The following is a 25748-nucleotide window of genomic DNA, read 5'->3' as shown; positions in this document are numbered from 1 at the left end:
AGGTCGTTCAGTATTTAGTACAAGCAGCGGTGATTTGGATTTCTATTGGTGCATTACCAGGCAATGATGCAACTCCTATTGCTGCTCTGCTCCCAATAACATTCTGCCCCAGCTGTTCATAAAGATATTCTGAAGCAAAATCAGCTAAGTCCGAATGTGCTTGAAAGCTTTCTTGCGCATTAACGTAGACGTTTAACGCTAATATTTGATTTAATTTTTCGTCTTCATTAATTATATTATTAGCGGCATTCAATGCATTTGAAACTGCAAGTCTGACTGCTTTCTTATAAATATGCAGAGGCTCTTCTGAACTGACTTTTCCAGTTTGAATCAAAATGCCTTTGCGTCTTGGTGTCATACCGGATGTGAATATCAAATCTCCAAAACGTGAAGCAGGGATATATTGTCCCTGCGGAATAGGGGAGACATTTTCTTCAGAATGAATCATTTTCGATACCCCTTCACTACTTTTCCAATACGATCTATAGCCTCTACAGCAGCTGAATGATCCTGTGAAAAGTTCATACGAAAGCTATCGGTAAACTCTGGACCAAATTCAGTTCCCGGAGTTACAATAACATTTGCCTGAATACGGAGAATCTTTACAAATTCCTCTATCGTAACAGTTAATTCCGGCACTTTAGGAAATAAATAGCTGCCCGCTTCTGTTGATCTTACTTTAAAACCTTGAATCGAACGCAGCTTTGTAACTAAATCATCACGGATAGCTTGATGCTGCGCAATTCTTTGGGCCATCCACCCCTCCGGCTCATGAAACCAGGTTTTCAATACGGCCTGATTGTAGCCTCCTGCTCTCAACGATACGATAGCCTGCAGTTTTTCCATGCGGTTAATAATTTCAGATGAACCGAATGCTACACCCAGCCTATATCCGCTTAAGGATTCTGTTTTTGAAGGGCCCATAATAGTAATCAGGTTTTCAGGATTTAAAATATTCTGTGCTGCTAAATGCGTGTAGCTATGACCTTCAAAAACCTGTCGTGAATATAGCTCGTCAACGATAATCTGCACATCATAAGCCTGCGCAAGCTCAACAATTTCTCTAATTTCATCCGGGGAATAAATTACCCCCACCGGATTATTTGGATTCGAAAATAAAAAGAGCTTCACACCTGCTTTAAAGGCTTCCTCCAGCTTTTCCAGATTTAATCCAGCACCTGAAACAGAATGAAAGTAATCCATTTCTATATAAACGACTTCTCCTTCAAAAAATTCTACTAATTTTCTGTTGGCAAAATAATCAGGTGCTACAATAGCAACCTTGTCATTCCGGCTAATAACAGAACCCATTGCTAAAAAAAGAGCTCCTTGTGTACCTGGAGTAATAATTAGATTCTTTTCAGGATCAATTTGTTTTGAGCCAGTGAATGCAGCAAGTTTTCCGGCCGTTATTTCACGAATTTCTTTGCTGCCCCGATATTCCGTATATGCCTGTTTACCGCCAACTTGAACACCTTCTACAAAATTATCTAAAGAGCCTGGAATTGGTTGGAAAGCATCGACGTCGCCATGGGAAAAATCAACTGATCTTCCCGGTATCCTATCACCCACCAGGTTCATTGCATCATTATTCTGCCTTCCTTCCTGACCTGGTGCATTCTCAGCACCAAGCTTTAAAAATTTCTTTTCCACAGAATCCATACAAGCACCCTCTCCCGTTTAAGTTTGTAATGAAATCTTTCTGACTTTCTATTTTAATTTCCCCTGCTCATTTCCTTACAAATCCTCTTTTACTGCCGACAGCACATTTTGCAATTGTTGAAATGCATCATGTACTGTCCAGGGATTATAATGTATTTAATCAATTAGAGATGGCAGCCAGGTAGTGAAAAATGGAAAGTATGCGATAATTATCAAACCAACAATCATGGCCAGCACAAATGGCCAAATATGTTTTATCACGACACTGACATTTAAATTTGTAATTGCACTTGCTACAAAAAGATTAACTCCCATTGGTGGTGTGACCACTCCGATTGCTAATGCAGAAATCATTACTACCCCCAGATGAATTGGATCTACTCCCATTGAATTAGTTATAGGCAGCAGTACAGGCGTCAAAATAATAATTGCAGCACTCGCTTCCATAAATAATCCTACAAACAGCAATAACAACAAGATCAAGAACAAAATCAGATATGGATTCGTTGTGATAGAAGTGATTAAACCAGCTATTAATTGTGGAAGCTGTTGGGAAGTAACCAGCCAGCCAAATAAATCTGCAATTCCAATAATCAGTACAACCATAGAAGAAATTAATATGGTCTCATAAAAAATATTCGGCAGATCCTTTATACGTATCTTTTTATAAACAAACATACCCAGGATTAATCCATATATAATGGCTACTACAGCAGATTCCGTTGCTGTAAAAATACCAAGCAAAATACCTCCCAGCATAATTACAGGCATGAATAATGCTAAAATTGCATCAACGAATGACCGCCCAAGGTCTTTAATAGATTGCCTTTCTTCAGATGGATACTTCATAACCAATGCGATAATATAACTGACCAGCATTAACATAATTCCTAAAATAATACCAGGTAAAATTCCGCCGATCAGTAATTTACCAATAGAAGCCCCGCCGACAACTCCAAAAATAATCAGAGTAATACTTGGCGGTATAACCGAGCCCAGTGATCCGGAAGCAGCTACTAATGCAGCAGAAAACCCTTTAGAATATCCTTTTTCGTTCATTGAAGGTACTACAATTTTACCAATAGCTGCAGTTGCAGCTGTAGATGATCCGGTCATGGAAGAAAATATCATCGAAGCAACGATCGTAATCATTGCTAATCCTCCCCGGATATGGCCTACTAATACATTAGCTAAATTAATAATTTTTGCAGATACACCGCCTTTGTCCATAATAGCACCCGCCAGAATGAAGAAAGGGATCGCCAGCAGAGGAAAGGAATCTAAGCCGTTAAAAACCCGCTGCGGAATAAGAGTCAATGGCAGTACTGGATCAGTTAGTAATGCTAATAAACAGGCTATGGCTAAAGCAAATGCTATTGGAATATTCAAAAATATTAACACGATAAATGTAATCATAAGTATTGCTATCACTGTTTTGTACCTCCTTTAAAGTAGCTCCAAGAGACATTTATTCTATTTATCTTGTTCTTCAAAATTTATGATTCCTCTTTTTATTTTTATAATTTTTTCAAAGGCAAAAAATATAGATAGAATAGAAAATACGATTAAGGCTACGTATACAGCACTCATGGGTACTCCTAAGACTGGAGATGTCTGCCCTGCAGCAGATACACGGAATTTAATGCTTTGAACTAATAAAACAGCCATAAATAAAATAATACTGATCTCTACAAAATATTGAATAATTTTTTGGAGTTTTAGTGGTAATTTACTAACAAATGCATCAATACTTACATGAGAAAAATTCTTAATGCCAAGTGCTGCTCCAATTAAACTCATCCATATAAAGGAATATTTAGCCACTTCCTGAGTCCAGCTGACAGGAAAATAGATTATTTCCCGCGCAACAATTTGTAATGTGACAGTTACAATAATGATACCCATTAAAAACACTGCAATATATTTAAATATAGATTCAATTCGCTCCATGACCTCACCCTATTTCTTAGACTTTATTCACTTTCGCAGCTAATATTACCGGGAACCATGCTTCCCGTGGAAGCAAAATGATTAATAAACTCTTTTCCAGATTCTTATCTTAATTCTTCAATTTTCTCTATAAGCTCTTCCCCTTCTGCCTCGTCGCCATTTCCAACAACATTGTAAAATCGCGGGTATACTGCTTCTTTCATCTGTTCTCTAAACTCATTTACAAATTCATCAGATACTTCGTTAATTTCCATACCTTGCTCTTCTAATATTTCTAATATTTGTGATTCCTCTGCAAAAAGTTGTTCTTTATGATATTCCATTGATTCCTCAGTCGCTCTTACCAGTGCTTCTTGTTGTTTATCAGATAATTGATCAAATCTATCAGCATTCATAAGATAGTATCTTGTGGTGAAAAAATGATTCGTTAATGACAAATAATCCTGTACTTCAAAAAACTTCATACTATAAATAGAATTCAAAGGATTTTCCTGAGCATTTACAACTCCCTGCTGCAAGCCTGAGTATAATTCTGAAAATGCCATATTGGAAGTTCTTGTTCCAGGTATGTTTTCAAAGGTAGAAATCATTACTTCGCTTTCTAAAAGTCTGATATTAATTCCTTTGAAATCCACCAGTGTTACAATAGGTCGTACAGAGTTTGTTATCTGACGGAATCCGCCATACTGTATGCCTAAATTCACAAGATTATTATCTTCAAAATCAGCTTGCAAAGATCCCATAATTGACTCATCATCCTCAATTCTCTCCATATGCTCAATACTGTCTACGAGATATGGAAAATCCCAATATACAAGTGATGGAATAAAGTTAGTCACAGCAGCATTAGCCGAAAGTCCAATATCAACCATTCCCATTTGTACACCTTCCACTAATTCTCTTTCCTCGCCTAGTTGACTATTTGAATACACATCTATCTGAAGCTCACCATCACTATATTCCTTTGCAAGATCGGCCAGCATTACCGTACTTTTATGTATTGGATCATCTTCAGCAAATACATGGCCTAACCTGAGGGTAACCTCACTCTCTGAATTACTTTCATTTGAAGGTCCGCTCTCCTCCGCTATTGTGGGTTCCGTTAACTCAATACAACCAGCCAGCATAGAAAAGATACATAGAACTGCCAGGAGACCTATACTTCTCAATAAGCTTCTCACCTATATCACTCCTCTTTTGTTGATATATCATTTAATTCAAGGCTCTTATCCAGTATTTGCCGAATATATTTTTCTCTTTTTCTATAAATCTCTATGGCTTTATCCGTGGAGATAAAAGTAAATCGGACAGTATCATGAGGTCTTACCTGTCCCGCCAAGTCCAAATCAGCTGAAGAAATACAGGCTATTACCGGATATCCTATTGTTCCTCCCCTGCCCCTATGCAGAATAATAGGCTGGCCATGCGGGGTAATTTCTATCGCGCCAGGAATAATACCTCTTGATAAATTCTGCTGTGGTGAGAATTTGGTTAACCTATATTTCTCCAGCCGGATACCAATGTTGTCACTTTCCAAAGAAACCCGGAATTTTGCTTCTTCAAAAACCTTTATATGCTTTTTAAAAATAGCAACATCAGGGCCAGGACATACATTGATTTTCCAAGGAGATTGATACCCTGGTATATCGTCTTTCGGCATACGCACTTTATCCCTTATACAGTTAGTTAGACTTCCATTTAAAGATAACGTATCTCCTTTAGTTAATTTTGTACCGATACCTATCATGCTATCGTAGGATGCACTTCCATGTATAAGCGGGACATTTACTCCCCCTGCAATATTGATGTACACTCTCATACCAGAATGAATCTTGGAAATACGTAATTTCTTTTCTTTTTTTAATATAAAGGTTTCCCATTGAGGCATGACTTCATTGTCTGCTTCAACAATTGCCTGTGCTCCAGTAACACAAACACTGATATCAACATGACTTTTTAATGCAAAATTAAAGGCTGTTACTTCAATAGCCGGTGTTTCAAGCGGATTTCCCAGTAAAGCATTACTTATCTTATAAGCAAACTGATCAAGTGCCCCATTGATACTAAAACCATAATTCTCCAACCCATACCTTCCAATGTCCTGAATAGATGCTATATTTGATTCTAAGATGAGAAGCTCGTCACTCATTTTTGTTCCTCCAATAGATACGGCATATCTTCTACTTTTTTATTTTTATAGAAATCCCATTCTTTTTCATCTATTCTGAAAAATTGTATTAGATCTCCAATCTTAAAGGGGGATGGTGGAATTTGTTCTGGATTAGTAACCTGCAATGGAGTGCGCCCGATCAACCTCCATCCTCCCGGAGTTTCCTTTGTATAAATTGTTGTCTGACTGCCTACAATTGCAATCGTGCCTTTAGGAATCTTCACATAAGGTGTCTCCATTCGGGGAATCGTATTCGGAATTTCAGATTTCCCCATTAAAGGCTGGCCTGCCGGACTTGTAAAAGATAAAAGCTGACTTGGACTGTTTATATGCTTCTGGATAACTTCTTCCTCTGTCATATATAACCTTTTTGCAATCGCCGGTAAGTCAGGACCGAATTCTCCTCCATAAACAACAGGAAGAAAATGTGTATCTCTTTTTTGGACTTTTAATTCAGGATCAAGCTTATTAATAGTTTCTCTGATTATTTGTGTTACAGCTTCTTTGTCTATCAAAATAATATTGTAATGAATTATCACCGTAGTATACGTAGGAATAATACTTAAAAGCCATTGATAATTATCTTCCTTCAGCCTTGCAGCTAAAGCATGTGTCCTCATCCAGGCGTCTTCCGTAAATATTTCAGAAAAAACAACACAGATAGCTGCATCACCATAACTGGTCATCTTGTAGTCATTCATTATTACGCCCCCCTATTTAGTAAATTCACAGTTAAGTGGAAGGGGAAATGCTGATATTGTTTTTCACCAATTCTGCCTTGAGCTTTTCAGCAAGAACATCTGAATTGGCGGTATCACTATGAATACAAAGAATATCTCCCTCCATTTTTATTATTTTACCATCAATGGTTTTTACTGTATTTTCCTTAATCATCTGGATCGTTCTGGTAACCATTTCATCAAAATCTGTTATTACTGAACCTACTCTGGATCTTTCTACCAAAGTTCCATCATTATTATATGCCCTGTCGGAAAAAATCTGTTTAACAACCGTATAGCCCTGCCTTCTCGCTTCCTCTGCCAATTCACCTTCCAGAGCAACTATTTTAATAGATTCATCGAAGCTGTTAATTGCTTCCATAAACGCTTTGGCAAAATTCTTATCCTGAACACAATAATGTCCGAGCTGACCATGCGGAGAAACATGACGCAAAGTTGTATGATGCGCCTTTGTAAATGCGCTCAAAGCTCCAAGCTGATAAAGCACATTTGTCGTTACTTCTTCCATCGTTACATTTATTTTTCTTCTTCCAAATCCTATTAAATCGGCCAAGCCCGGATGTGCCCCGATTGCTACCTGATTTTGAGCAGCTTTTTTAACTGTGTTATTCATTATCACTGGATCGCCGGCATGGAAACCGCAGGCAATATTTACAGAGCTTACGATATCAAGCAGCTTTTCATCATTCGCTACAGTATACCTGCCAAAGCCCTCTCCCATATCCGTATTTATATCAATAGTGTGCTTCATAATATCCAACTCCCTGTATCCGCTTACAATAAATTGATCATAAAGTATTTATTTCAAATTAGAATTGCTTGTAATGTATCGTAACACTCAAATTGTTTTATTGTAAAATACAATATATAAATATTAAATATTTAAAAATCAAATATTTAATGATGTTTAAGAAAAGGTCCACAGCTGTGAAATATGGTTGCCATAAAATAGAAAAACTCTCATTTAACATAAATAACGCCCATACAAAAAAAGGCATGGACGATATAAAACTTCTATTCCACTATGCTCATATTCTTTCTTATTCGTTCCAGGGTCTGACAATATTTTCGATTTCCTCCATAGAATGACGCAGAATTTCATTTATTTTCTTTGAATAACGATTCCCTCCTTCCCGTTCCACAATATAACAAATTCTATCTGGCGGCGGATCTTCCAGCATATAAACATTAACAATTTCATCCTTATAGAGACTCCTGGCAACAGAAACCGGAACAATTGCCCATAAATTAGAATCAACGATAAATTCCTGCAGCATTTTTACCGTATCAATTTGAATATGTGAATTAGAAGATGATCCCCAATGCTTTTCCTGCCAAATTTGATAGTCGATTCCCCAATAAATGTACAGCTGATTTTCAGGGAGAAGCGTTTCATTTGCAATTACCTTTCGCTGCTCTCCTCTTTTTCTGCACTGAACCAGTACAAGCTGCTCAGCAAATAGCTTTTTCAGATGAATATGGCGTAATATGCGCTCCTGCAGCGATAAACCTATATCAATTTTCCGTTGTTCTATCAATGAATAGATTTCATTTGATTGATATGTTCTGACTGCTAAACGAATATTGGGGATTTCTTCTGTGATTTTTTTATACAGGTTTTGAAATATATAATTATGAACACTATCAACAGCACCAATAGTAATGGTCATATTGCCGCTTCTCATTTTCATATTTTTGGCTTCTGCATGAAGAAGCTCGTATTCCAATGCAATCTGATAAAACCTTTCTCCTTCATCCGTTAAAGAAATACCTTTCACCCCTCTGTCCCGATTAAGTAATAGGATGCCATATTCTTTTTCGATTGAATGTAAACGCTGGCTTACAGTGGATTGAGATACATATAAGTGATTCGCTGCTTTTGAAAGACTTCCCAGTCTAATTGTTGTTAAAAAAGCTTCTATTTGATTAAAATTCATACTACCCCTCCCTTTATATCTATTTTATCGATAATTAATAACTATAAATTTAATTTTACTATATTTCAATCATTTGCTACAATTTTTACTAACATGAAAGCTTGAAACACACATTGATCTGTAATCATTTTGAAATTGCTTGTAATCTATCTATTCTCTTCAGCTTTCCTTCAATAATAAAATCGCTTTCAGTTATTAGATAATAAAGCTGATCATACATAATTACATACAGAAATACAGATGCTTTCATTATTTGTCCAGTTTAAAGGAGGAGATTATCCATGTCTAACCAACAAATAGAAAAAATACAAAATGAAGGGGAATTCTTTTCTCCTCAGCTGCAGAAAGAGATAAAAGATAAATTTTATTATCTGGATGAAGATCCGAAATATGGAGAAAGATTATTTTTTGAGAACTCCGGTGGATCTCTCAGATTAAAAAGTGCTGTAGAAATAAAAGCATTTATTGAAAGCTTTCCTGATTGTCCAGACAGAGTTCACAACCGTTCCCTTGATTTGCAGGAAATCAAAAAACAAAGCATCGAGGATATGACAAAAGTTATTTTCGGTGCGGATGAAGGCTCCATTATCACACAGCTGTCTGCTTCTCAGGTGATGTTTCAAATTGCTGAAACGATTGCAGAAAATGTCCCCGGCAAAAATATTGTGACTTCAGCGATGGAGCATCCTTCTGCTTATGATGCAGCCTCTTATGCTGCACAAAAAATGGGCATGGAGCTGCGGGTAGCAAAAGCAAATCCTGATACTGGCGGGATTGATGCTGCAGAAGTAGCAGCATTAGTTGACGAGGATACTTGTTTTGTGAGTATTATGTCAGCATCCAATATTTCTGGATCAATTATGGACATCAAAGAAATTGCAGCACAGTCCAGAAAAATAAAGCCTGATCTATACGTAATTACAGATGCTGTACAGCATGCTCCTCACGGGGTCATTGACGTAAAGGATACCGGAGTCGATGCCGTTACTATGGCGCCCTACAAATTTTTTGGAAATCGTGGGATCGGTATCGGCTGGGTCTCTCCCCGATTAGCCAATCTACGCCATCATAAGCTATTAGCTAAAAAAAGTGACGAGTGGGAATTAGGGTCTCCAACACCGTCAAATTATGCATCTATTTCAGCGATTGTTGATTATGTCTGCTGGATTGGTGAAAATTACACGGATACAAAGAATCGGAGAGCACTATTTGTAAAAGGTATGGAAAAAATTCACTTACATGAAAGAGCACTTCTTTCTGCTTTATTAAATGGAACGAAAAATGCCAGAGGGCTACGAGAAAATCCAATGGTTACCATTTATACAGATACCCAAAGCCTGCTGCATAAAGATTTAATTGTGGCAATCGGATTTGATCATCTCGATTATTCTGCCGCTGCACGGGAATACGGGAAACGGGGATGTATTGTATTTGAAAGAATCATGGGAAGCCCTTATTCGGAAAGGATGCTGATTTCTTTAGGTATCCCTGGCGCCATTCGTGTGTCGCCGATGCATTGTCATAATATATCTGATATTGAAAAGTTTTTAGAAATCACCGAATCTATTTCAGAGCTCGAATAGAGAAAAAAGAAATCCAAACATATAAAAATTCATTTGTATTTGGATTTCTCTTTATTTCAGCCAATCTTTGCTGGCGGCTGACTTTTACTTTGAAAAGTTTAATTCTCCTCTTCCCCGCCAAACGCTTCCAAATAACGGTATAATGTAGACTTACTTATTCCGGTTTCATTTTTGATATCGAATAATGTATAACCATCATGATACATTGCAATAGCCTTTTTAATATTTTCATCCGATTTTTTTGGACGACCTATAGATTTCCCCCGCTGTTTCGCTTTATACATCCCTTGCGTTGTGGATTGTTTGATACTGTCTGACTGGAATTGAAGCATATACATCACCATATTCTGTAAATAAATATTCAGCAGTGTATCGCTTTGAATGTCCTCATTCAGAAAATGAATTTTCACATTATCTTTTTCACACACTTTTAATATTTCCATCAAATGATGAAATGTGTCAGCCAAAGCAATCATTCTCTCTACTAAGATACAATCCCCTGATTGTATCTCCATTAAAAGCGCCTCCAACTGATCCCTTTTTTTAGGACTTCCATGTTCTTCGCAATAAATCCGGTCACATTTATTTCTAAGAGAATTTAGTTGATTTTGAGATTTTATATCATTATATAAAGGTCTTGTATAGCCATATATCATATTATCCGCTCCTATTTTATTCCCTAAAGGGTTCCTTTTTAGGAAAACTAGTGCTACAATGTGAAAAGTAATTTAGAAAAGGAGTTCATCATGCAAAATTTAATACAACAATGGTTCAGTAATATCCGGGCTGATATTTTATCCGGTATTGTCGTTGCGCTCGCTCTTATTCCTGAAGCAATAGCTTTCTCTATTATAGCAGGTGTAGATCCAATGGTCGGTTTATACACCTCTTTTATTATTGCTGTCGTCATTTCTTTTGCCGGAGGCCGTCCTGGAATGATTTCTGCAGCCACTGGAGCAATGGCGTTACTTATGGTCCCACTGGTCAGAGATTATGGACTTGATTATCTATTGGCTGCAACCATTTTAACAGGTATTATTCAACTTCTATTTGGTATATGCAAGGTTGCCAAAGTCATGAAATTTGTTCCAAATGCCGTTATGATCGGTTTTGTAAATGCGTTAGCTATTTTGATTTTCACTGCACAGCTGGAACATTTCATCGGTATATCAACAATGACCTATGTATTTGTGGGCATAACATTAATTCTATTATATACCTTACCGCGCTTCATCAAGGTAATTCCAGCTCCGTTGATTGCCATTGTAGCATTAACATCCATTGCCATATTCAGTGGAGTAAATCTTAAAACAGTAGGAGATCTTGGAGCCATTACCCAAGCCTTCCCGTCTTTTTTTATTCCGGATGTGCCCTGGACGTTTGAAACATTACAAATTATTTTTCCATACTCCCTATCAATGGCTATTGTAGGGCTGCTGGAAACATTACTTACATCACAAATTGTTGATGACATGACTGGAACAGAAAGTAATAAAAACGGAGAAGCCCGCGGCCAGGGTATTGCCAATTTTATTACCGGATTCTTTGGCGGTATGGCTGGCTGCGCAATGATTGGACAGTCTGTGATTAATGTAAAATCTGGCGGCCGCGGCCGTTTATCTACTTTCATTGCAGGAATTTTTTTAATGTTCCTTATTATTGTGCTGGGTGATCTTGTTGTTCAAATCCCAATGCCAGTTTTAGTAGGCATAATGATTATGGTAAGTATTGGAACATTCGATTGGAGCTCATTTAAATATTTAATGAAGGCTCCCCGGACAGACGCGCTGGTTATGTTAGCTACTGTGGTGATTGTCGTTTATACGCATGACTTATCAAAAGGTGTGCTTGCCGGAGTTCTACTAAGTGCCATTTTCTTTGTTATAAAAATTTCAACAGTTAAAATTTCAAATGACGGGACTCGGTACCACATTCAGGGTCAGCTCTTTTTTGCTTCCATTGATGGATTTGTTAATTACTTTAAAAAATCTGATATACAGAGTAAAAAAATCCAGATTGATTTCTCTGAGAGTCAAATTTGGGATGATTCCGGTGTCGGCGCTGTCTTAAAGGTAGTCGATCTGTTAAAAACAAAAGGCATTCAGGTTGAACTTGTAGAACTGGATACTTCCAGTAAGAAAATAATGGATAAATTGAATGGTGTTTTGTCATCACATTAAAGGAGAGATATTTTATGTATAAACATATCTTACTGGCTTCAGACGGCTCAGAAAATGCGGTACGTGCAGCTAAAGAAGCGGTTAAACTGGCTTCGTATGATAAAGAAGCTATTATCGACGTTACGTATGTTATCGACTATGAAAAGTCAAAAACAGATGTACTGCATTCCAGTTCCAGTGAAGCAATCGACGTGGAACGCCGTAAAAAAAATTCAAAAGTAATCCAATTTCTTCATGATGCAAATGCAAATTTCAAGACTACTATTCTACGTGGAAAGCCTGGTCCGGAAATTGTTAAATATGCCAATGACCAAAAGGTAGATATTGTAGTAATCGGCAGTCGAGGTTTAAATGCACTGCAGGAAATGGTACTGGGCAGCGTAAGTCACAAAGTAATGAAACGCGCGCATTGTCCTGCGTTGATTGTGAAATAATGATAAGCTAATCATCTTAATCACCTAAAGTTAAAAGAATGTTTACGCCCTTAACTTAAGTAAATAAAACCAGTCCATATTTAAAATCATCAAGATATCTATATAATAACCACCCCTCGCCTTTTTTAAAAACAAGGATACCAAATCTGGATTAAACCCAATTTGGTGTCCTTATTTTAATTTATGTTTGCTGTCTCAATAGATTGGGCTATATAATCATATAGTTATTTATTTTTACACCCATATGCAAAAATTTCTTTTTTCTTAATAGTGCTTTGAACAAATATAGGGCAGGCAGCATGGCTTCCATGAAAGAAAGTCATATAAAGGAGAATTATTATGACATCAACGCTTATAATTGCATTGATTATTTTTAGCATTACACTTATTTTTGTCATTTGGCAGCCTGGAGGTCTGAATATTGGCTGGTCTGCATCAGGTGGAGCTGTCCTCGCTATCTTATTAGGGATTGTTGGATGGGCAGACGTTCTGGAAGTAATTGATATTACCTGGAATGCTACATTGGCGTTTGTAGCCATTATTTTAATCTCCTTAGTTTTAGATGAAATCGGCTTATTTGAGTGGTCTGCACTGCATATGGCTAAAGCAGCTAAAGGCAACGGGCTGAAGATGTTTATTTATGTCAGTATATTAGGAACTGTAGTGGCAGCATTATTCGCAAACGATGGAGCAGCTCTTATTTTGACACCAATCGTACTCGCAATGGTTCAGAATTTACATTTTAAAGCACATATGGTTTTTCCATTTATTATCGCCGGAGGATTTATTGCTGATACAACTTCACTTCCTTTTATCATTAGTAATCTGGTAAATATCGTATCTGCTGACTTTTTTGGAATCGGCTTTGCAGAGTATGCAGTCCGGATGATAATCCCTAACCTTTTCTCCTTTATTGCGACGATTTTAGTTCTGCTGCTTTATTTCCGCAGAACAATTCCTAAAAGATATGATTTATCGAAATTAAAAGAACCAAAGGATGCTATCAAGGATATTAAAATATTTCGTTTAGCCTGGTTTGTTTTGACATTATTACTTATCGGCTATTTTACAAGTGAATTTATTCATGTACCTGTTTCTATTATCGCAGGGCTAATAGCAGTAATTTTTGTCTTTTTAGCAAGACGCAGTCCATATGTACAAGCTAAAAAAGTTATTAAAGATGCTCCATGGAATATCGTTATCTTTTCTATTGGTATGTACGTCGTTGTCTATGGTCTGGGAAATGCAGGCCTTAACTCCGCCCTCGCCGCAGTAATTCAGGCTGCAGCCAACCAGGGATTATTTATTGCAACCTTTGCAATGGGCTTTATCGCAGCAATCCTGTCTTCCATTATGAACAATTTGCCGACAGTAATGATTAATACGCTTGCCATTGCAGAAACAAGCACATCCGGTGTTCTCAGAGAATCCCTGATTTACGCCAATGTGATTGGATCTGATTTAGGTCCGAAAATCACTCCAATCGGCTCTCTGGCAACCTTAGTCTGGCTTCATGTACTATCGCAAAAAGGAATAAAGATTTCGTGGGGAGAGTATTTTAAAATCGGTATTATTTTAACTGTTCCTATTCTCTTTATTACTTTGTTAGGACTGTACCTGACTCTATTGATTTTTTGAACACATGGTAAAACTTGAGCAATAAACGCAAGAAGTTCAGTTAAAGAACTAAATTCCCTCCCACGAAAAAGAACCAACTCTAAATCAGAATTGGTTCTTTCTTATTAATTGATGCAACTCGCCATATCAAACTATAATTTAAAAATAATCCCCATCAGTGAATAAATAATCACTGTTGAAAAAACAATTGTCATATGAATAAGAGAATAAATAAACATTGATTTGGCCCATTTTTCCGAATCCATCCGTTTGTAGCCAAAAATGCTTAGAGCAAGCCAGCCCGTACCCATTATAAGAGATACAAGCATAAGGCCGACACTTAAAGAGCTTAGTAAAAAGCTGATTCCTATCATAACCACTAAATAAATATTAGTTTGGATATATGTCCGTCTTACTCCTTTTACAACAGGAAGCATTGGAACTCCGGCTGCCTGATACTCTTCATGCCGCCTGATTGCAATAGAATAAAAATGCGGCATCTGCCAGATAACTGCAATCACAAACAATCCCAAAATCGCCGGATGTGTGATATCTGGATACATCGCTGCCCAGCCGATTAAAGGAGGCATAGCTCCGGAGATACTGCCAATCTCTGTATTAAATACTGTTCTCCGCTTGCTCCACATAGTATAAGGAACAACATAAAAAAACAATCCCAGAAAACCCAAGAGCCCTGCCAGCGGGGTTGTCAGGGAAAGCAGAATAATTCCTGCCGCTGCCATGATAATACCCAGCCACAATACCGTCGCGGGCCTGATTTCTCCTGTAACAGTCGGCCTCCCCTGTGTTCTTTTCATTATCGCATCAATATCACGATCATATAAATTATTAAAAGCTCCCGCTGCCCCTATCACGAAAATAGAGCCTAAAAAGGCAAACAGGATTTCCGGCAGCTTCTCTAAAATACCAATCTGGTATGTGTATAAAGATAATGTTAATCCCGCAAACATCGGTATCAAATTGGAACGGATAATTCCTGTTTTTACCGTTTGCGAAAGAATTTTTAGTAAGGACATATTTTGTTTTTGCCCATTTGCTGCTTCTGCCATTTCTGATCTAATCTCCCTTTTACCTATCTATATCAAATTTAAAACATGCAAATAAATATAATTAATTTTAAGCACTAAGAAAAATATATACCATACACTACTTTAATTCCAGTTAATTTGCTTATATAAAAGGTTTTATCAGATGAAATTGTGAACATTAGAAGAACGCGTTTTCGCAATTTTAAAATATTAGAGTTTAAATTGCGTCTGTGCCGGATTTTTTCTATAGCAAAAAAAGAAATCCATGCAGCTTTTAAAGATACGCGGATTAAAAAATCAAAAGTTACTTATATTTCATATTACAAATAGTTACTGTAAAAACCGCCCCTCCCTCTGGATGATTATTCGCACTGATTTTACCGTGATGCTGCTCTGCAATGGCTTTGGCAATAAATAAGCCCAAACCAGAGTGACCGTCTGCACTATTCCGCGCTTTATCCTCCCGAAAGAACTTTTTAAAAAGCTTTACCTGATTTTCTTTTGAAAAGCCTGGACCGCTATCGGCAATAATAAATTTAAGTTCTTTTTCTGATATATATGTTTCCCATGTGATAGTCCCCCGCTCCTTCGTATAGCGTAAGCTGTTAATTAATATATTATCCAGCATCTGGTTAATCCGGAAAGGATCCAGGTAAAATAAATCTTGATTGCCTTCCGGATTATGAATAGAAGCCCGTAGCTCAATATTCTGTGCATGACATAGCTGTCTGAACTCGTTCATTTTATTCTGAATAAGCACTTCAGGATTTACTGGTTCTGTTTCTAAATAAAATTCTGTATTCTCATAGCTGGATACATCGTTTAATTCTTGAATTAAACGAATAGATCGCTGGCAATTTAAAAGAATAGTCTGTAAATACTGTGTTATCCGCTTTGGAAGCTCGTGATTACTTTCCAATATTCCCTCTGCATGTCCTTGAATAATGGTTAACGGTGTTTTCAGGTCATGAGCCACAGCTGCAACCATTTCTCTTCTTTCTTCTTCCATACCCCATTGTTTTTCAAGTGCTTCTTTTAAAGCTGTCTTCATCTTATCAAATGCTGCAACAAGCTGATGCAGTTCTTTAATGTTACTTTGATTATGCATCGTAAAATTTAAATCCTGTTTTTCTATTTTTCCGGCACCGGCGATAATTTCATTAAACGGCTCCTTCATTCGTTTCGCCCAGCGTCTGCCAATAATAAAAGTAAACAGAAAAATATATACAAACGGTGTGATAATAGCAAAAATGAATAAACTGAAAAGAAGCATCCGCGATTCTGCATTTGCCGATATAACGGATAATTGATACCGAAATCCAGCCGCTCCAAGAAAATTCTGCCCACTGTCAAAAATAGGATAGTATACAACAATCCGATTGTTATCATAAATATTTTTATTCAGCTGCGTAAAAACATCCTCTCTTGAAGTAAGATAGCGTTCGCTCATACTGCCATATTGAATCTGCCCCTCTGCATTCACAATCTGATAGTCTAATCCCTCTAAAGGAATGATTTTGTCTAACATCGCCTGATTATCCGGATTCAATATATCATCCTGCGCATTCACCTTATCAACCATTTCAGGAATCTGGCTTTCATAGTAATTAGCAGGATTCAATGTTTTGTTTTGATTGATGATAGTAAATAAAAGAAATCCAAGTATCCAGGTAAGCAAAGTTGCCAGAATACTAAACAGCATAATACGATAAAAATGACGGCTTAATTGTTTTCGTAACGCTAACATAATATTAGCCTTCCCATTTGTATCCGACACCCCAGACAGTTGATATATAGGTAGAAAGCGGATCATACTTTTGAATTTTTGCACGTATTTTCTTAATATGCTCTGTGATTGTTGTAGAATCTCCTAAAGAATCTATTCCCCAAACCTGTTCATAAATTTGTTCTTTGGAGAAAACCTGATTGGGATGCATCACAAGGAACTTTATAATCTCAAATTCCCGATATGTGAAGGCCAGCTTTTCATTCTGATAAAATACTTCATAGGCCAATGTATCAATAATGAGATTTTTAGCATGAATCCGATGATAAGCCTTATGCGAATTCCGATGCTCCCGCCGTAAATGTGCAAAAATTCTTGTTTTCAGTTCCTTTAAACTGAATGGCTTTTCTATATAATCGTCTCCTCCTACCACCAAACCTTTGATCCGGTCATGCTCTGTATTTCTTGCGCTGACAAATAGAATCGGGCAGGATACATGCTGCCGTATCTCTTCACAGAGCTGATATCCGTCCATTCCCGGCATCATGATATCAAGCACAATTAAATCCGGCTGCTGCGGGAGTTGACGCAAGGCTTCCTCACTATTATAAGCAACCAGGATTTGATATCCTTCATCCTCCAGGGAATCTCTCATAAAGGTTACGATATCCTTCTCATCATCTACAAGCATAATTTTACTTTTCACTCTTATCATCCTATCTTTCTTTTCCGAATCCCTATATTTAGTATATAGCCTCTAAAAATTAGAGACAATATCAGAGAGAACATTTTCAGCTTCTGCTCTCGGCTAGCTTAATCATTAACAGCAGGACTGACAATGATTAGATTAACCCCTTTTTCTAATTAACCCTCTTTTTATTCAATAGTTTAGATAATAAAAATAAAGATATTATAAAGAAGCATAAAATAAATATAATAACCATTAAAAACAATGAAGTGAGAAACACACATACCACTTTTCAGTATGTGTGTTTCTCACTTCAATCTATTTTTATATTATTCCATTCCCTGCTTTCCGCTGTTTTACCACCGTCATCACACCAGCAATCAGATAACCAATACCACCGATGATGCCTAATCCCAGTGTTAAAATAGTACTTAAAATGCCTAAAACGATCAGCAATATACCAATAAGCTTTACTCTTATCCGCTTCCCTAAGAAGACCGCTGCCGTAATACCTAAAAGGATTGAAATAATTGCAACTATAATAACAAAGGTCACACTATTACTAAAAATTTCTATTTGTTCTTCCTGCGTTACACCGCCGAGTTCATCTCCTGTACTTTGTAATCTATCCTCTACTTCCTCTCTGAACTCCTCATCAGAATCTAAATCACCAAGCATACTGTAGGAATTCATTGCTAAAAGACCATATGATAGAATAGCAATAATAATAAATATAATGCTGATATTATATTTGACTTCTCCTGTTCTCAAAGTCGCACCCCCCTATTTACATATGAAATTATGTATCGATCTTTTTACCCTTCTTCTATATTAAATCATAAACAGGAAAAATGAAAAGGAATGTAACGGTTTACAGGTAATTTTTTCTTCTTTTTAAACCATCGCTGCCAATCATAATAGTTTAAAAATAAAAAGCCCTATAGGAAAAAAAGTACTGATTACTCAGCAGATTTCCCTATAAGGCTTCATCACTTATTTAATTACTTTGGCTCTAAATCTTCAATTGAATCAATATCCATATATTCCGGAACAACCAGGCCAATTTTAGCTCCCTCTAAATTAGGTCCCAAATCAATTAAGTTATCCTTCTGCTTCTCATAGAAATCTTTGTGTGTTACTGGCAGCCAGGCTGCTAAAGTAGCATCAGCATCTCCAGAAGCAACAGATTCAAAGACAACCGCAACATCTACATCGGTAACCGTTACCTGAAATCCATGCTGTTCCATTGCCGCTTTTAAAACTCCAGAGGATGCACGCTCAGAATCCCATGGTGTAGAAGCAAGTTTAATTTCTGCTCCATTGCCGTCATTAACTCCTTCAGCCCATGCATCTACTCTATCCTGATTGTCTTCCACCCATTGTGCTGAAATATCCTCTATGTCTTCACCAGTTTCTTCCGCTTCATACATAATCTCTTCCATGTCTTCTACTTCCCATTCAAACTGGTCAATAAATTTATATGCATCTGGATTATCCTCTTCAAATCCTATTCTTGCTAAAGAATTAAGCGTTTCTTCTCCGCCATAAATACCTTGAGGATCTTCTAAATATTTCATATCCGGATATTGCGCAAACATCCAGTGCGGATTCCATCCTGTAATAATAATTGGTTCTTCATTCTGAATAGCTGTACCTAATTCAGACATCATCGCTCCAGTAGATGATAATTCAACATCCCAACCTTTTAAATTATCATATTCTTCAATAGCTTTTTCAGTTGTAACAGAAATACCTGCACCAGGTTCAATTCCGATTATTGTATGATCTACCGCTTCACTATCATTATCCTCGGCACCATCTCCTGAAGCATCATCTGAACTTCCACATGCTGCAAGTAAGAATATAGCCAAAATTGAGATAATAAATCCAATACCTTTCACACTTTTCATAATAGTATTGCTCCCCTTTCTTCATTCTGTAAAATAAACCTTTTTTGGATACTTTATGTTTTTTATATCTCTTTAATAATTGCTTAACCTACAATTCCTCTTTGAAAGGGATTTTAGCAAGATAATTACTATTTTACCTTTCTAATACAACTCCTTCAAATGTCATAAATCAGCAAATAATCACTTAAAACAGGAAAAAACTGATTTGTTTATACTTCAACATGCAAAAGCATAGATTTAATGCTTATACCTTGTAATTATACCTTTATATTAAATTGTCATAATATTCTTTTTAAATTCTAAAAATAAGACGACAGACAATTCATCTGCCGCTTTTAGTTTATTTATCATTTAAGGAAAACGTATCATATCATTTTCTAATCAAAATTCTGATTTCTATACCAGCTTACAAATACTGCAACTACGGCTGTCACCCATATCACAGGAACGACAAAATAAGAAAGAAATGGTTCATTGAAGTAAAGCTGATCAATTCCGTAATGAAGATGATAATTTGGAAATACAACCAGCCAGGGCATATCCTCCTTACTGCTATTCATCAGGAGACCTTCAACAAAAAAATATAATATAATGATTGGCACACCATAAAGACTAATTTCAATGGTATTCTTTGTTTTTATTCCTAAGAAAGTTCCTGCAACTAGCATGATAATCATGATAGGCAAAACCAATATAAATAGTTTTATGCTAAATAAAAAATGGTTTCCGTAAAGTACAGAGAATATAACCAATACAAGTACTGTTGCTGTAAACGTGACTATCATTTTGTAAATATAGATTTCTTTAAACGAAAAACCAGCTTGCTTTAGACGTCGAATTGTCCATTGCTCCTGCTCCTCAACCATTAAATTACCTTGCATCAGCATGGTAAGCATTACGAAAATAAATCCAAGTAAAAAAGATAATGAGATGGTTTCTTCCGGAACAAAAGCAAGTAAAGAAATCAAAAAAATTCCACCAATAAAATTAAGTAATACCTGCCCATTCCAGCGCAAATCACATATATCCTTATACAGCAACGCCTTCCACCGATCCAAACGTACCTGCTTTCTTTTTTTCATCATAAATGAATCAACTCTTTCAGCTTGCTATAATTTCCTTTCGACAATGGGATGGTACTTTTCGATGGATTGTCCAGACTGAGACTATAGCTGTTTTTGCTCCAAATAATAATTTCCCGTACACGTTGCAGATTAACCAGATAAGAACGGTGACAGCGGAAAAAGCCCAGCGGCTGTAAGCGTTCTTCTAATATTTTTATCGTATTAGACGACGCAAACTCCTCATCGTTTACAAAAAGATAAGTCTGTCCATCACGAGCTTCTATATAATCAATTTCAAGCGGATTAAAGAGAATGATTTTATCCTCAATTTTTGCACTAATCTTATCTAACTGTACCTGTATACTTGTCATCTCTTCCTCGTGGTTCTCTTTCCCCACATCTTCTGTATCCTCTATATCCTGCTCCAGCTGCTGAGTACCCCGATTAGAATAACGGTAAACTGAATTGCCAAGACGGATTGCCTCTTCCAATGTCGGTGTAAACAATAGTACTGCTGCGCCTTTATCAGCCAGATGTATCAGCAAATTATGAAGTACATGCTTTGATTGCAGATCCAATCCGAGAGAAGGATCTTCAAATATATATACAGCAGCCTGCTGAATCAGTGCTGAAGCAAACAGTAAACGGCGCTGTTCAGATCGAGTCAACTGCTTTGTCTTCTTCGATGCACAGGCCTGTAATTCACATAAATTTAAAATCATTTCTAAATCTGCTTGATGCTGATATAATTTGCACCAAAATTTAAGCGTTTGTATCACGGTTAACCGTTTATATAAGCCGTCTGTCTGCTGAAACAGATACACATTTTGAAATCCGCCTTCTGGTAAGGTAATTGCTTTCTTTTTTATCTGATTCGGATGATTTAACAGATCAAACAGATGACCGATATATTCGTTTTCGCATTGAACAGCGACAATATCCTTCTTTTGAACGGTTAAATTCAATTCCGGCAGCAGGATTGTATTTTGTTCAATTTTTCTTAGCTGATTAAAAGAAATTACCATCCAAACTACTCCTTTATTGCATTCGTTTTCTTCATTTTAATCATATAGGAATCATTGTTATTTAACCATTATTTTAATGGCTGCCGGAATCTTTGTTTGAGCTTAAAGATGCTAACAAAAAAGACAGAGCAACAATTAAGGCAATATTGATAAACCCGACAGGCACAAACCATCCGGGAGCTTCAAATTCCGGTAATGCTGGAATAGCTTGTGATAAGGGATCATAGACAACCAGAAATGGAATAATTGCTAGCAATATCATCAGTAAAGCTACAACTATCTGTATTATTTTTTTCATCATATATCTCTCCTTAAAACTGAAATAAACGATACAATAATATTTTTACATAAATTGTTATTAATGCATATCTTTTGGAAGTCATGGATTATTCCCCAGGAAATAATCCATGACTCAAAATCTCTATTTGATAATCACGTCTTTTTCCTATGAAAATGGGTTTAGATTTGGAAGATATTCCAAAAGATTGATACCATAATGAAAAGCTACTCCTAATGCAACAGACCATACTCCTATACCAATCGCTTGCCAAATACTCACATAAGATTTTTTAGCCCCTGATGCAATAGAAATCGCTGCACATACGTGATAACAAATAATCGGCCCTGCAAAGGATAGGCCTGCAACACCATATTTTTTGAATATATTCTGCGCGCGATTTTTTCTTTTGCTGTCTTTACCTTTATTAGCGACTACTTTCTTTCGCAAACCAGAAATAACCCAAATAAACACCATCACAGACAGCCAGTTACCAACAGCTCCAATTAAAACAACCTGGATACTAGGAAATCCAAAGATAATCCCAATTGGAATTGCTACATACGATTCAAAGAAGGGCACAATAGAAATAAGGAATACACTTAAATACTGCACCCATGTGTCTGCCTCCATTAAATTAATCAATAGATTCTGAAACCACTCCATTAAATATTCACTCCTCATGTGTTTGTTGTCTCAAGCATATGGGAGAGAATATATTGCTGCATTAGAATACTGATGAAGAGAGGGGAGAAAACATTGAACGGAGTCTGAACGATGATAAATGGTACTCGATTTTTGGAAAAGAGTAGGGTGAATGGAGTTATTTTAGAATGAACGGAGTTTTAAATCAAAATAAATTAAAATATTAACGAAGAAAAGAAAGGAACCTCCTAAGAGATTCCTTTCTTTATTTTACTTATGCAAAAATCGCATCCCCCTGCTAAAGGAAGTAGGCACGATAGACATATGATTCTCTCCTTCCGGTGCAAAAAAAGCTGTTTTAATCCCCTTATTGCGCTCAGAAAGATTTTCATACATAGCTAATCCGTTTGCATACATTTGCTTATTTTCTATCGGTTCTGCAGCAATAAACAAACCTTTTACATTTTTATCATCTATCTTTGTTTCATAGGATAGAATTGTCTGCTTATTCCACCATATAGAAGGACTACAAGAAAAATAATGGCTGAAAAGGTGTGAACGTTGAAATAGCGTGTATAAAACAAATAACCCGCCGAGTGAATGGCCAAAGATTGTTTGCTTCTGCTTATTTGTTTTATATTTCTCATTAATAAATGGGATTAAATCCTTCTCCAAAAAGTCCAAAAAAATCTCAGCTCCTCCATGTTCCGGCCAGGGTGACCCATCTGGCCTCGCCGGAAGTTCTGTATCTTCTGCAAATGGTGTAAAATCATATATCCGATTCGGCTGAAATGGTTCATCACCTTCATAACCTACACTAACTAACATCGTCGGATCTATCCCCGTTTTTTCTGAGCGTCTGCTTTGCAGTTTGATTATCTCACTAAAAAGCGTTCCATAAGCATTCCCGTCCAGAATATATAACACAGGAAACTCGTTATCTGGAACTGGTTGTTCAGGAATAAATACATTTATAACATATGGGTGATGCTTTCCAGAAAACTGAAATACTTCCTTGTGATACATCAAATAATTACCTCCTGCGTTCATTCTTTCTTATCATCTGGACCTTGCCAGCAGATAAACAAAATAAGGTACACCAATAATGGCAATAACAATTCCTGCCGGCAGTTCTGCAGGAGAGAAAATTGTTTTTCCGATAAAATCTCCTGTTAATACCATCAGCATGCCGATCATTCCGCTGATTGGCAGACTATACTGATGATGAATACTTACTAAACGCCTCGCAATATGCGGAGCAATTAATCCGACAAAACCGATACTTCCTGATACCGCCACGCTGGCACTGACAAGCGCAACAGAACATATTAATAAAATACGGCGTTCTCTTTCCAAATTCACACCAATGCCCATTGTTGAAATTTCATCTAGTTGCAGGACATTTAATATAGAAGAGCGCCAGATCAAGATTGGAACAAAGCAGATAATCCAGGGTAATATAGCTGTAATCTGTGCCCAAGATGCACTATAAATACTTCCTGACATCCAGACGGTTGCCATCTCAAAATCCTGCGGATTCATCTTTAATGAAATATACAAGGTTAACGCACTAAATCCTGAATTTAGTGCTATACCGACAAGTATCAGCATACGGGGATTAACCCTCCCCTGCTGTCTGGAGAAAAGAATCAGAAAAGCTGTTGCGGCAACCCCGCCAATCCATCCAAAGAATGTCATATTTAAAACGGACAGCCAGCCAGCACTTTTAATGGCCTCTTTCACTACAAACATATAGATAACAATAGACAGCCCCGCCGCTGCATGGATGCCTAATATCCCCGGATCAGCTAATGGGTTTCTTGTCAACCCTTGTAAAACAGTCCCCGCAATGCCTAAAGCAAAGCCGACCATAGCACCGATCAAAATCCTCGGCAATCGAAATTCAAAAATAACTAAAGTATGGTCACTTGCACTATCAAGGCCCAGCAGTGTTCTTATCACTTCTAATGCCGTGATATCAAACGTCCCATTTGTTACACTCAAATACATAACGAATATAGCTAAACATGCACTTAGGACAAAAGTGAGTATAAAACGACTGCGATAGTTACGCTTATTCAAAAGCTCCTTCCTCCCTTCGTTTTAATTAAATAAAGAAAGTAAGGAACACCAAATAGTGCGGTTACTACGCCGACTGGTGTTTCAAAAGGATGGTTGATAAAACGGCTGATAATATCCGACCAGGCTAAAAACAAAGCTCCAAATATCGCAGAGAATGGAATGATTTTCCGATAATCCTCCCCTATCAAAAATCGGGTAATATGCGGAATAATTAAGCCGATAAAAGCAATTTTCCCTGCCATTGCTACAGATATACCAGTTAAAATAACAACACTGAGTATCGTTAATGATTTCATTGCCGTGATTTTAATTCCTAACCCCTGTGCTACTTCATCACCAAAAGAAATGGCTGTAATCGCCTTGGAAACATAAATCGCAAGGAATAATCCTACAATAGCAAATGGTACCGTCCATTTTATAAGGGTTGGATCCATTTGATGCAGACGTGCGTTGTACCAGAAACTCATATTCTGTGATATTTGAAAGTACGTGGCCATAGCCTGGGAAATTCCATTTAAAAAAGTCCCCAGAATTGTTCCTAAGATAGCCAGCGTTAATGGTGTCATTCCATCCGGTAATAACCGGGCAATGGAAAAAACAAGTAATGCTCCCAGCGCTGAACCGGCTAAAGAATAGAGAATCAACGTCATTGGTGCGGCATCAGGCAGAAAAATCATACATAATGTGATAACAAACACAGATCCGTCTGCCACCCCCATAATCGAGGGGGAAGCAAGATAGTTTCTGGTCATTCCCTGCATCAGAGCTCCAGAAACTGCCATAAAAGCTCCTATAAGTAACGCTCCGAGAACTCTGGGCAATCTGGAGGTATGAATAATTAAATGATCCATATCCTCAGTATCATATCGGATAAAAGCCTCCCACACAGTAGAAAGACTGATTGACTTAGAGCCATAGACAATTGATACTGCCATTGTGATTACCAGAAGGATAAGTACTATTAGAATAATTATTGCATATTTTTTTATGATAGAGCGCATAAACCACA

Annotated in this window: 26 protein-coding genes; 4 read left to right on the top strand and 22 right to left on the bottom strand. The window is 37.0% G+C overall.

The features are described from left to right. Positions 1 to 7 precede the first annotated feature (7 nt). From MHH51_RS07630 to MHH51_RS07590, 9 genes are all read right to left on the bottom strand, one after another. Positions 8 to 448 (bottom strand): RidA family protein, encoded by a 441-nt coding sequence (locus MHH51_RS07630; protein WP_339285352.1) that lies wholly within the window; start codon positions 446 to 448, stop codon positions 8 to 10. Then, the gene (locus MHH51_RS07625; protein ID WP_339285351.1) at positions 445 to 1662 is read right to left on the bottom strand and encodes a pyridoxal phosphate-dependent aminotransferase; all 1218 of its coding nucleotides are present in this window, start codon (positions 1660 to 1662) and stop codon (positions 445 to 447) included. The genes MHH51_RS07630 and MHH51_RS07625 overlap by 4 nt, the downstream gene beginning before the upstream one ends. Before the next feature lie 156 nt (positions 1663 to 1818). Next, positions 1819 to 3093 (bottom strand): TRAP transporter large permease, encoded by a 1275-nt coding sequence (locus MHH51_RS07620; RefSeq protein ID WP_246145085.1) that lies wholly within the window; start codon positions 3091 to 3093, stop codon positions 1819 to 1821. Between the two features lie 42 nt (positions 3094 to 3135). Beyond that, complete coding sequence (locus MHH51_RS07615; protein ID WP_339285349.1) at positions 3136 to 3612, bottom strand: TRAP transporter small permease; 477 nt, start codon at positions 3610 to 3612, stop codon at positions 3136 to 3138. Between the two features lie 104 nt (positions 3613 to 3716). Next, on the bottom strand, positions 3717 to 4793 hold the full coding sequence (locus MHH51_RS07610; RefSeq protein WP_339285347.1) for a TRAP transporter substrate-binding protein: 1077 nt from the start codon (positions 4791 to 4793) through the stop codon (positions 3717 to 3719). Positions 4794 to 4798: 5 nt separating this feature from the next. After that, a complete protein-coding gene (locus tag MHH51_RS07605; RefSeq protein WP_156987334.1) occupies positions 4799 to 5761 on the bottom strand; it encodes a biotin-dependent carboxyltransferase family protein in 963 nt (320 codons plus the stop codon). Next, complete coding sequence (locus tag MHH51_RS07600) at positions 5758 to 6483, bottom strand: allophanate hydrolase subunit 1 (protein ID WP_156987336.1); 726 nt, start codon at positions 6481 to 6483, stop codon at positions 5758 to 5760. Before MHH51_RS07600 ends, MHH51_RS07605 begins: the two co-directional genes overlap by 4 nt. Before the next feature lie 31 nt (positions 6484 to 6514). Further along, positions 6515 to 7273 (bottom strand): 5-oxoprolinase subunit PxpA, encoded by a 759-nt coding sequence (locus MHH51_RS07595; RefSeq protein ID WP_147209826.1) that lies wholly within the window; start codon positions 7271 to 7273, stop codon positions 6515 to 6517. A 289-nt stretch (positions 7274 to 7562) separates the two neighbouring features. Beyond that, the gene (locus MHH51_RS07590) at positions 7563 to 8459 is read right to left on the bottom strand and encodes a LysR family transcriptional regulator (RefSeq protein WP_339285343.1); all 897 of its coding nucleotides are present in this window, start codon (positions 8457 to 8459) and stop codon (positions 7563 to 7565) included. 281 nt (positions 8460 to 8740) lie between these two features. On the opposite strand from MHH51_RS07590, the gene MHH51_RS07585 reads away from it, so the two are divergent. Then, complete coding sequence (locus MHH51_RS07585; RefSeq protein ID WP_339285341.1) at positions 8741 to 10042, top strand: aminotransferase class V-fold PLP-dependent enzyme; 1302 nt, start codon at positions 8741 to 8743, stop codon at positions 10040 to 10042. A gap of 98 nt (positions 10043 to 10140) precedes the next feature. Here the strand turns inward: MHH51_RS07585 and MHH51_RS07580 are convergent, their stop codons facing one another. Further along, on the bottom strand, positions 10141 to 10698 hold the full coding sequence (locus MHH51_RS07580; protein WP_147209829.1) for a recombinase family protein: 558 nt from the start codon (positions 10696 to 10698) through the stop codon (positions 10141 to 10143). A gap of 87 nt (positions 10699 to 10785) precedes the next feature. Between MHH51_RS07580 and MHH51_RS07575 the strand changes: the two genes are divergently transcribed. From MHH51_RS07575 to MHH51_RS07565, 3 genes are all read left to right on the top strand, one after another. After that, positions 10786 to 12222, top strand: a complete 1437-nt coding sequence (locus tag MHH51_RS07575) for a SulP family inorganic anion transporter (protein WP_147209945.1) — start codon at positions 10786 to 10788, stop codon at positions 12220 to 12222. A gap of 14 nt (positions 12223 to 12236) precedes the next feature. After that, complete coding sequence (locus tag MHH51_RS07570; RefSeq protein ID WP_147209830.1) at positions 12237 to 12656, top strand: universal stress protein; 420 nt, start codon at positions 12237 to 12239, stop codon at positions 12654 to 12656. Between the two features lie 339 nt (positions 12657 to 12995). Continuing rightward, positions 12996 to 14294, top strand: coding sequence for an arsenic transporter (locus tag MHH51_RS07565; protein WP_339285338.1), 1299 nt, complete (start codon positions 12996 to 12998; stop codon positions 14292 to 14294). A 131-nt stretch (positions 14295 to 14425) separates the two neighbouring features. On the opposite strand, the gene cyoE is transcribed toward MHH51_RS07565, so the two are convergent. The 12 genes from cyoE to MHH51_RS07505 all read right to left on the bottom strand — a co-directional run bounded on the left by cyoE (position 14426) and on the right by MHH51_RS07505 (position 25740). Next, a complete protein-coding gene (gene cyoE / locus MHH51_RS07560) occupies positions 14426 to 15343 on the bottom strand; it encodes a heme o synthase (RefSeq protein ID WP_147209832.1) in 918 nt (305 codons plus the stop codon). Positions 15344 to 15626: 283 nt separating this feature from the next. Beyond that, entirely contained in the window at positions 15627 to 17069 is a 1443-nt protein-coding gene (locus MHH51_RS07555) for a HAMP domain-containing sensor histidine kinase (RefSeq protein WP_339285336.1), read from the bottom strand. 4 nt (positions 17070 to 17073) lie between these two features. Beyond that, entirely contained in the window at positions 17074 to 17754 is a 681-nt protein-coding gene (locus tag MHH51_RS07550; protein ID WP_339285334.1) for a response regulator transcription factor, read from the bottom strand. A gap of 306 nt (positions 17755 to 18060) precedes the next feature. Beyond that, positions 18061 to 18507, bottom strand: a complete 447-nt coding sequence (locus tag MHH51_RS07545) for a DUF4064 domain-containing protein (RefSeq protein ID WP_339285332.1) — start codon at positions 18505 to 18507, stop codon at positions 18061 to 18063. Positions 18508 to 18737: 230 nt separating this feature from the next. Next, complete coding sequence (locus MHH51_RS07540) at positions 18738 to 19646, bottom strand: glycine betaine ABC transporter substrate-binding protein (RefSeq protein ID WP_339285330.1); 909 nt, start codon at positions 19644 to 19646, stop codon at positions 18738 to 18740. 377 nt (positions 19647 to 20023) lie between these two features. After that, positions 20024 to 20731 (bottom strand): hypothetical protein, encoded by a 708-nt coding sequence (locus tag MHH51_RS07535; RefSeq protein WP_339285328.1) that lies wholly within the window; start codon positions 20729 to 20731, stop codon positions 20024 to 20026. Further along, positions 20728 to 21735, bottom strand: a complete 1008-nt coding sequence (locus MHH51_RS07530) for a LytTR family transcriptional regulator DNA-binding domain-containing protein (protein ID WP_339285326.1) — start codon at positions 21733 to 21735, stop codon at positions 20728 to 20730. The genes MHH51_RS07535 and MHH51_RS07530 overlap by 4 nt, the downstream gene beginning before the upstream one ends. A gap of 73 nt (positions 21736 to 21808) precedes the next feature. Continuing rightward, positions 21809 to 22033 carry a hypothetical protein gene (locus MHH51_RS07525; RefSeq protein ID WP_186813582.1) on the bottom strand — a complete coding sequence of 75 codons (225 nt, stop codon included), beginning with the start codon at positions 22031 to 22033 and terminating at the stop codon, positions 21809 to 21811. A 147-nt stretch (positions 22034 to 22180) separates the two neighbouring features. After that, positions 22181 to 22678 (bottom strand): small multi-drug export protein, encoded by a 498-nt coding sequence (locus tag MHH51_RS07520; RefSeq protein ID WP_339285324.1) that lies wholly within the window; start codon positions 22676 to 22678, stop codon positions 22181 to 22183. Between the two features lie 249 nt (positions 22679 to 22927). Further along, positions 22928 to 23683 carry an alpha/beta hydrolase-fold protein gene (locus MHH51_RS07515; RefSeq protein ID WP_339286281.1) on the bottom strand — a complete coding sequence of 252 codons (756 nt, stop codon included), beginning with the start codon at positions 23681 to 23683 and terminating at the stop codon, positions 22928 to 22930. Positions 23684 to 23716: 33 nt separating this feature from the next. Continuing rightward, positions 23717 to 24739, bottom strand: a complete 1023-nt coding sequence (locus tag MHH51_RS07510; RefSeq protein ID WP_339285322.1) for an iron ABC transporter permease — start codon at positions 24737 to 24739, stop codon at positions 23717 to 23719. Next, positions 24736 to 25740: an iron ABC transporter permease gene (locus tag MHH51_RS07505; RefSeq protein ID WP_147209947.1), complete on the bottom strand. Its 1005-nt coding sequence runs from the start codon at positions 25738 to 25740 to the stop codon at positions 24736 to 24738. The genes MHH51_RS07510 and MHH51_RS07505 overlap by 4 nt, the downstream gene beginning before the upstream one ends. Between the last annotated feature and the right edge of the window lie 8 nt (positions 25741 to 25748).

The organism is Oceanobacillus sp. FSL K6-3682, assembly GCF_037976165.1.
Lineage (GTDB): Bacteria > Bacillota > Bacilli > Bacillales > Amphibacillaceae > Oceanobacillus > Oceanobacillus sojae.
The sequence above is the reverse complement of the archived record's forward strand: the minus strand, read 5'-3'. Positions and strand labels throughout refer to the sequence as shown.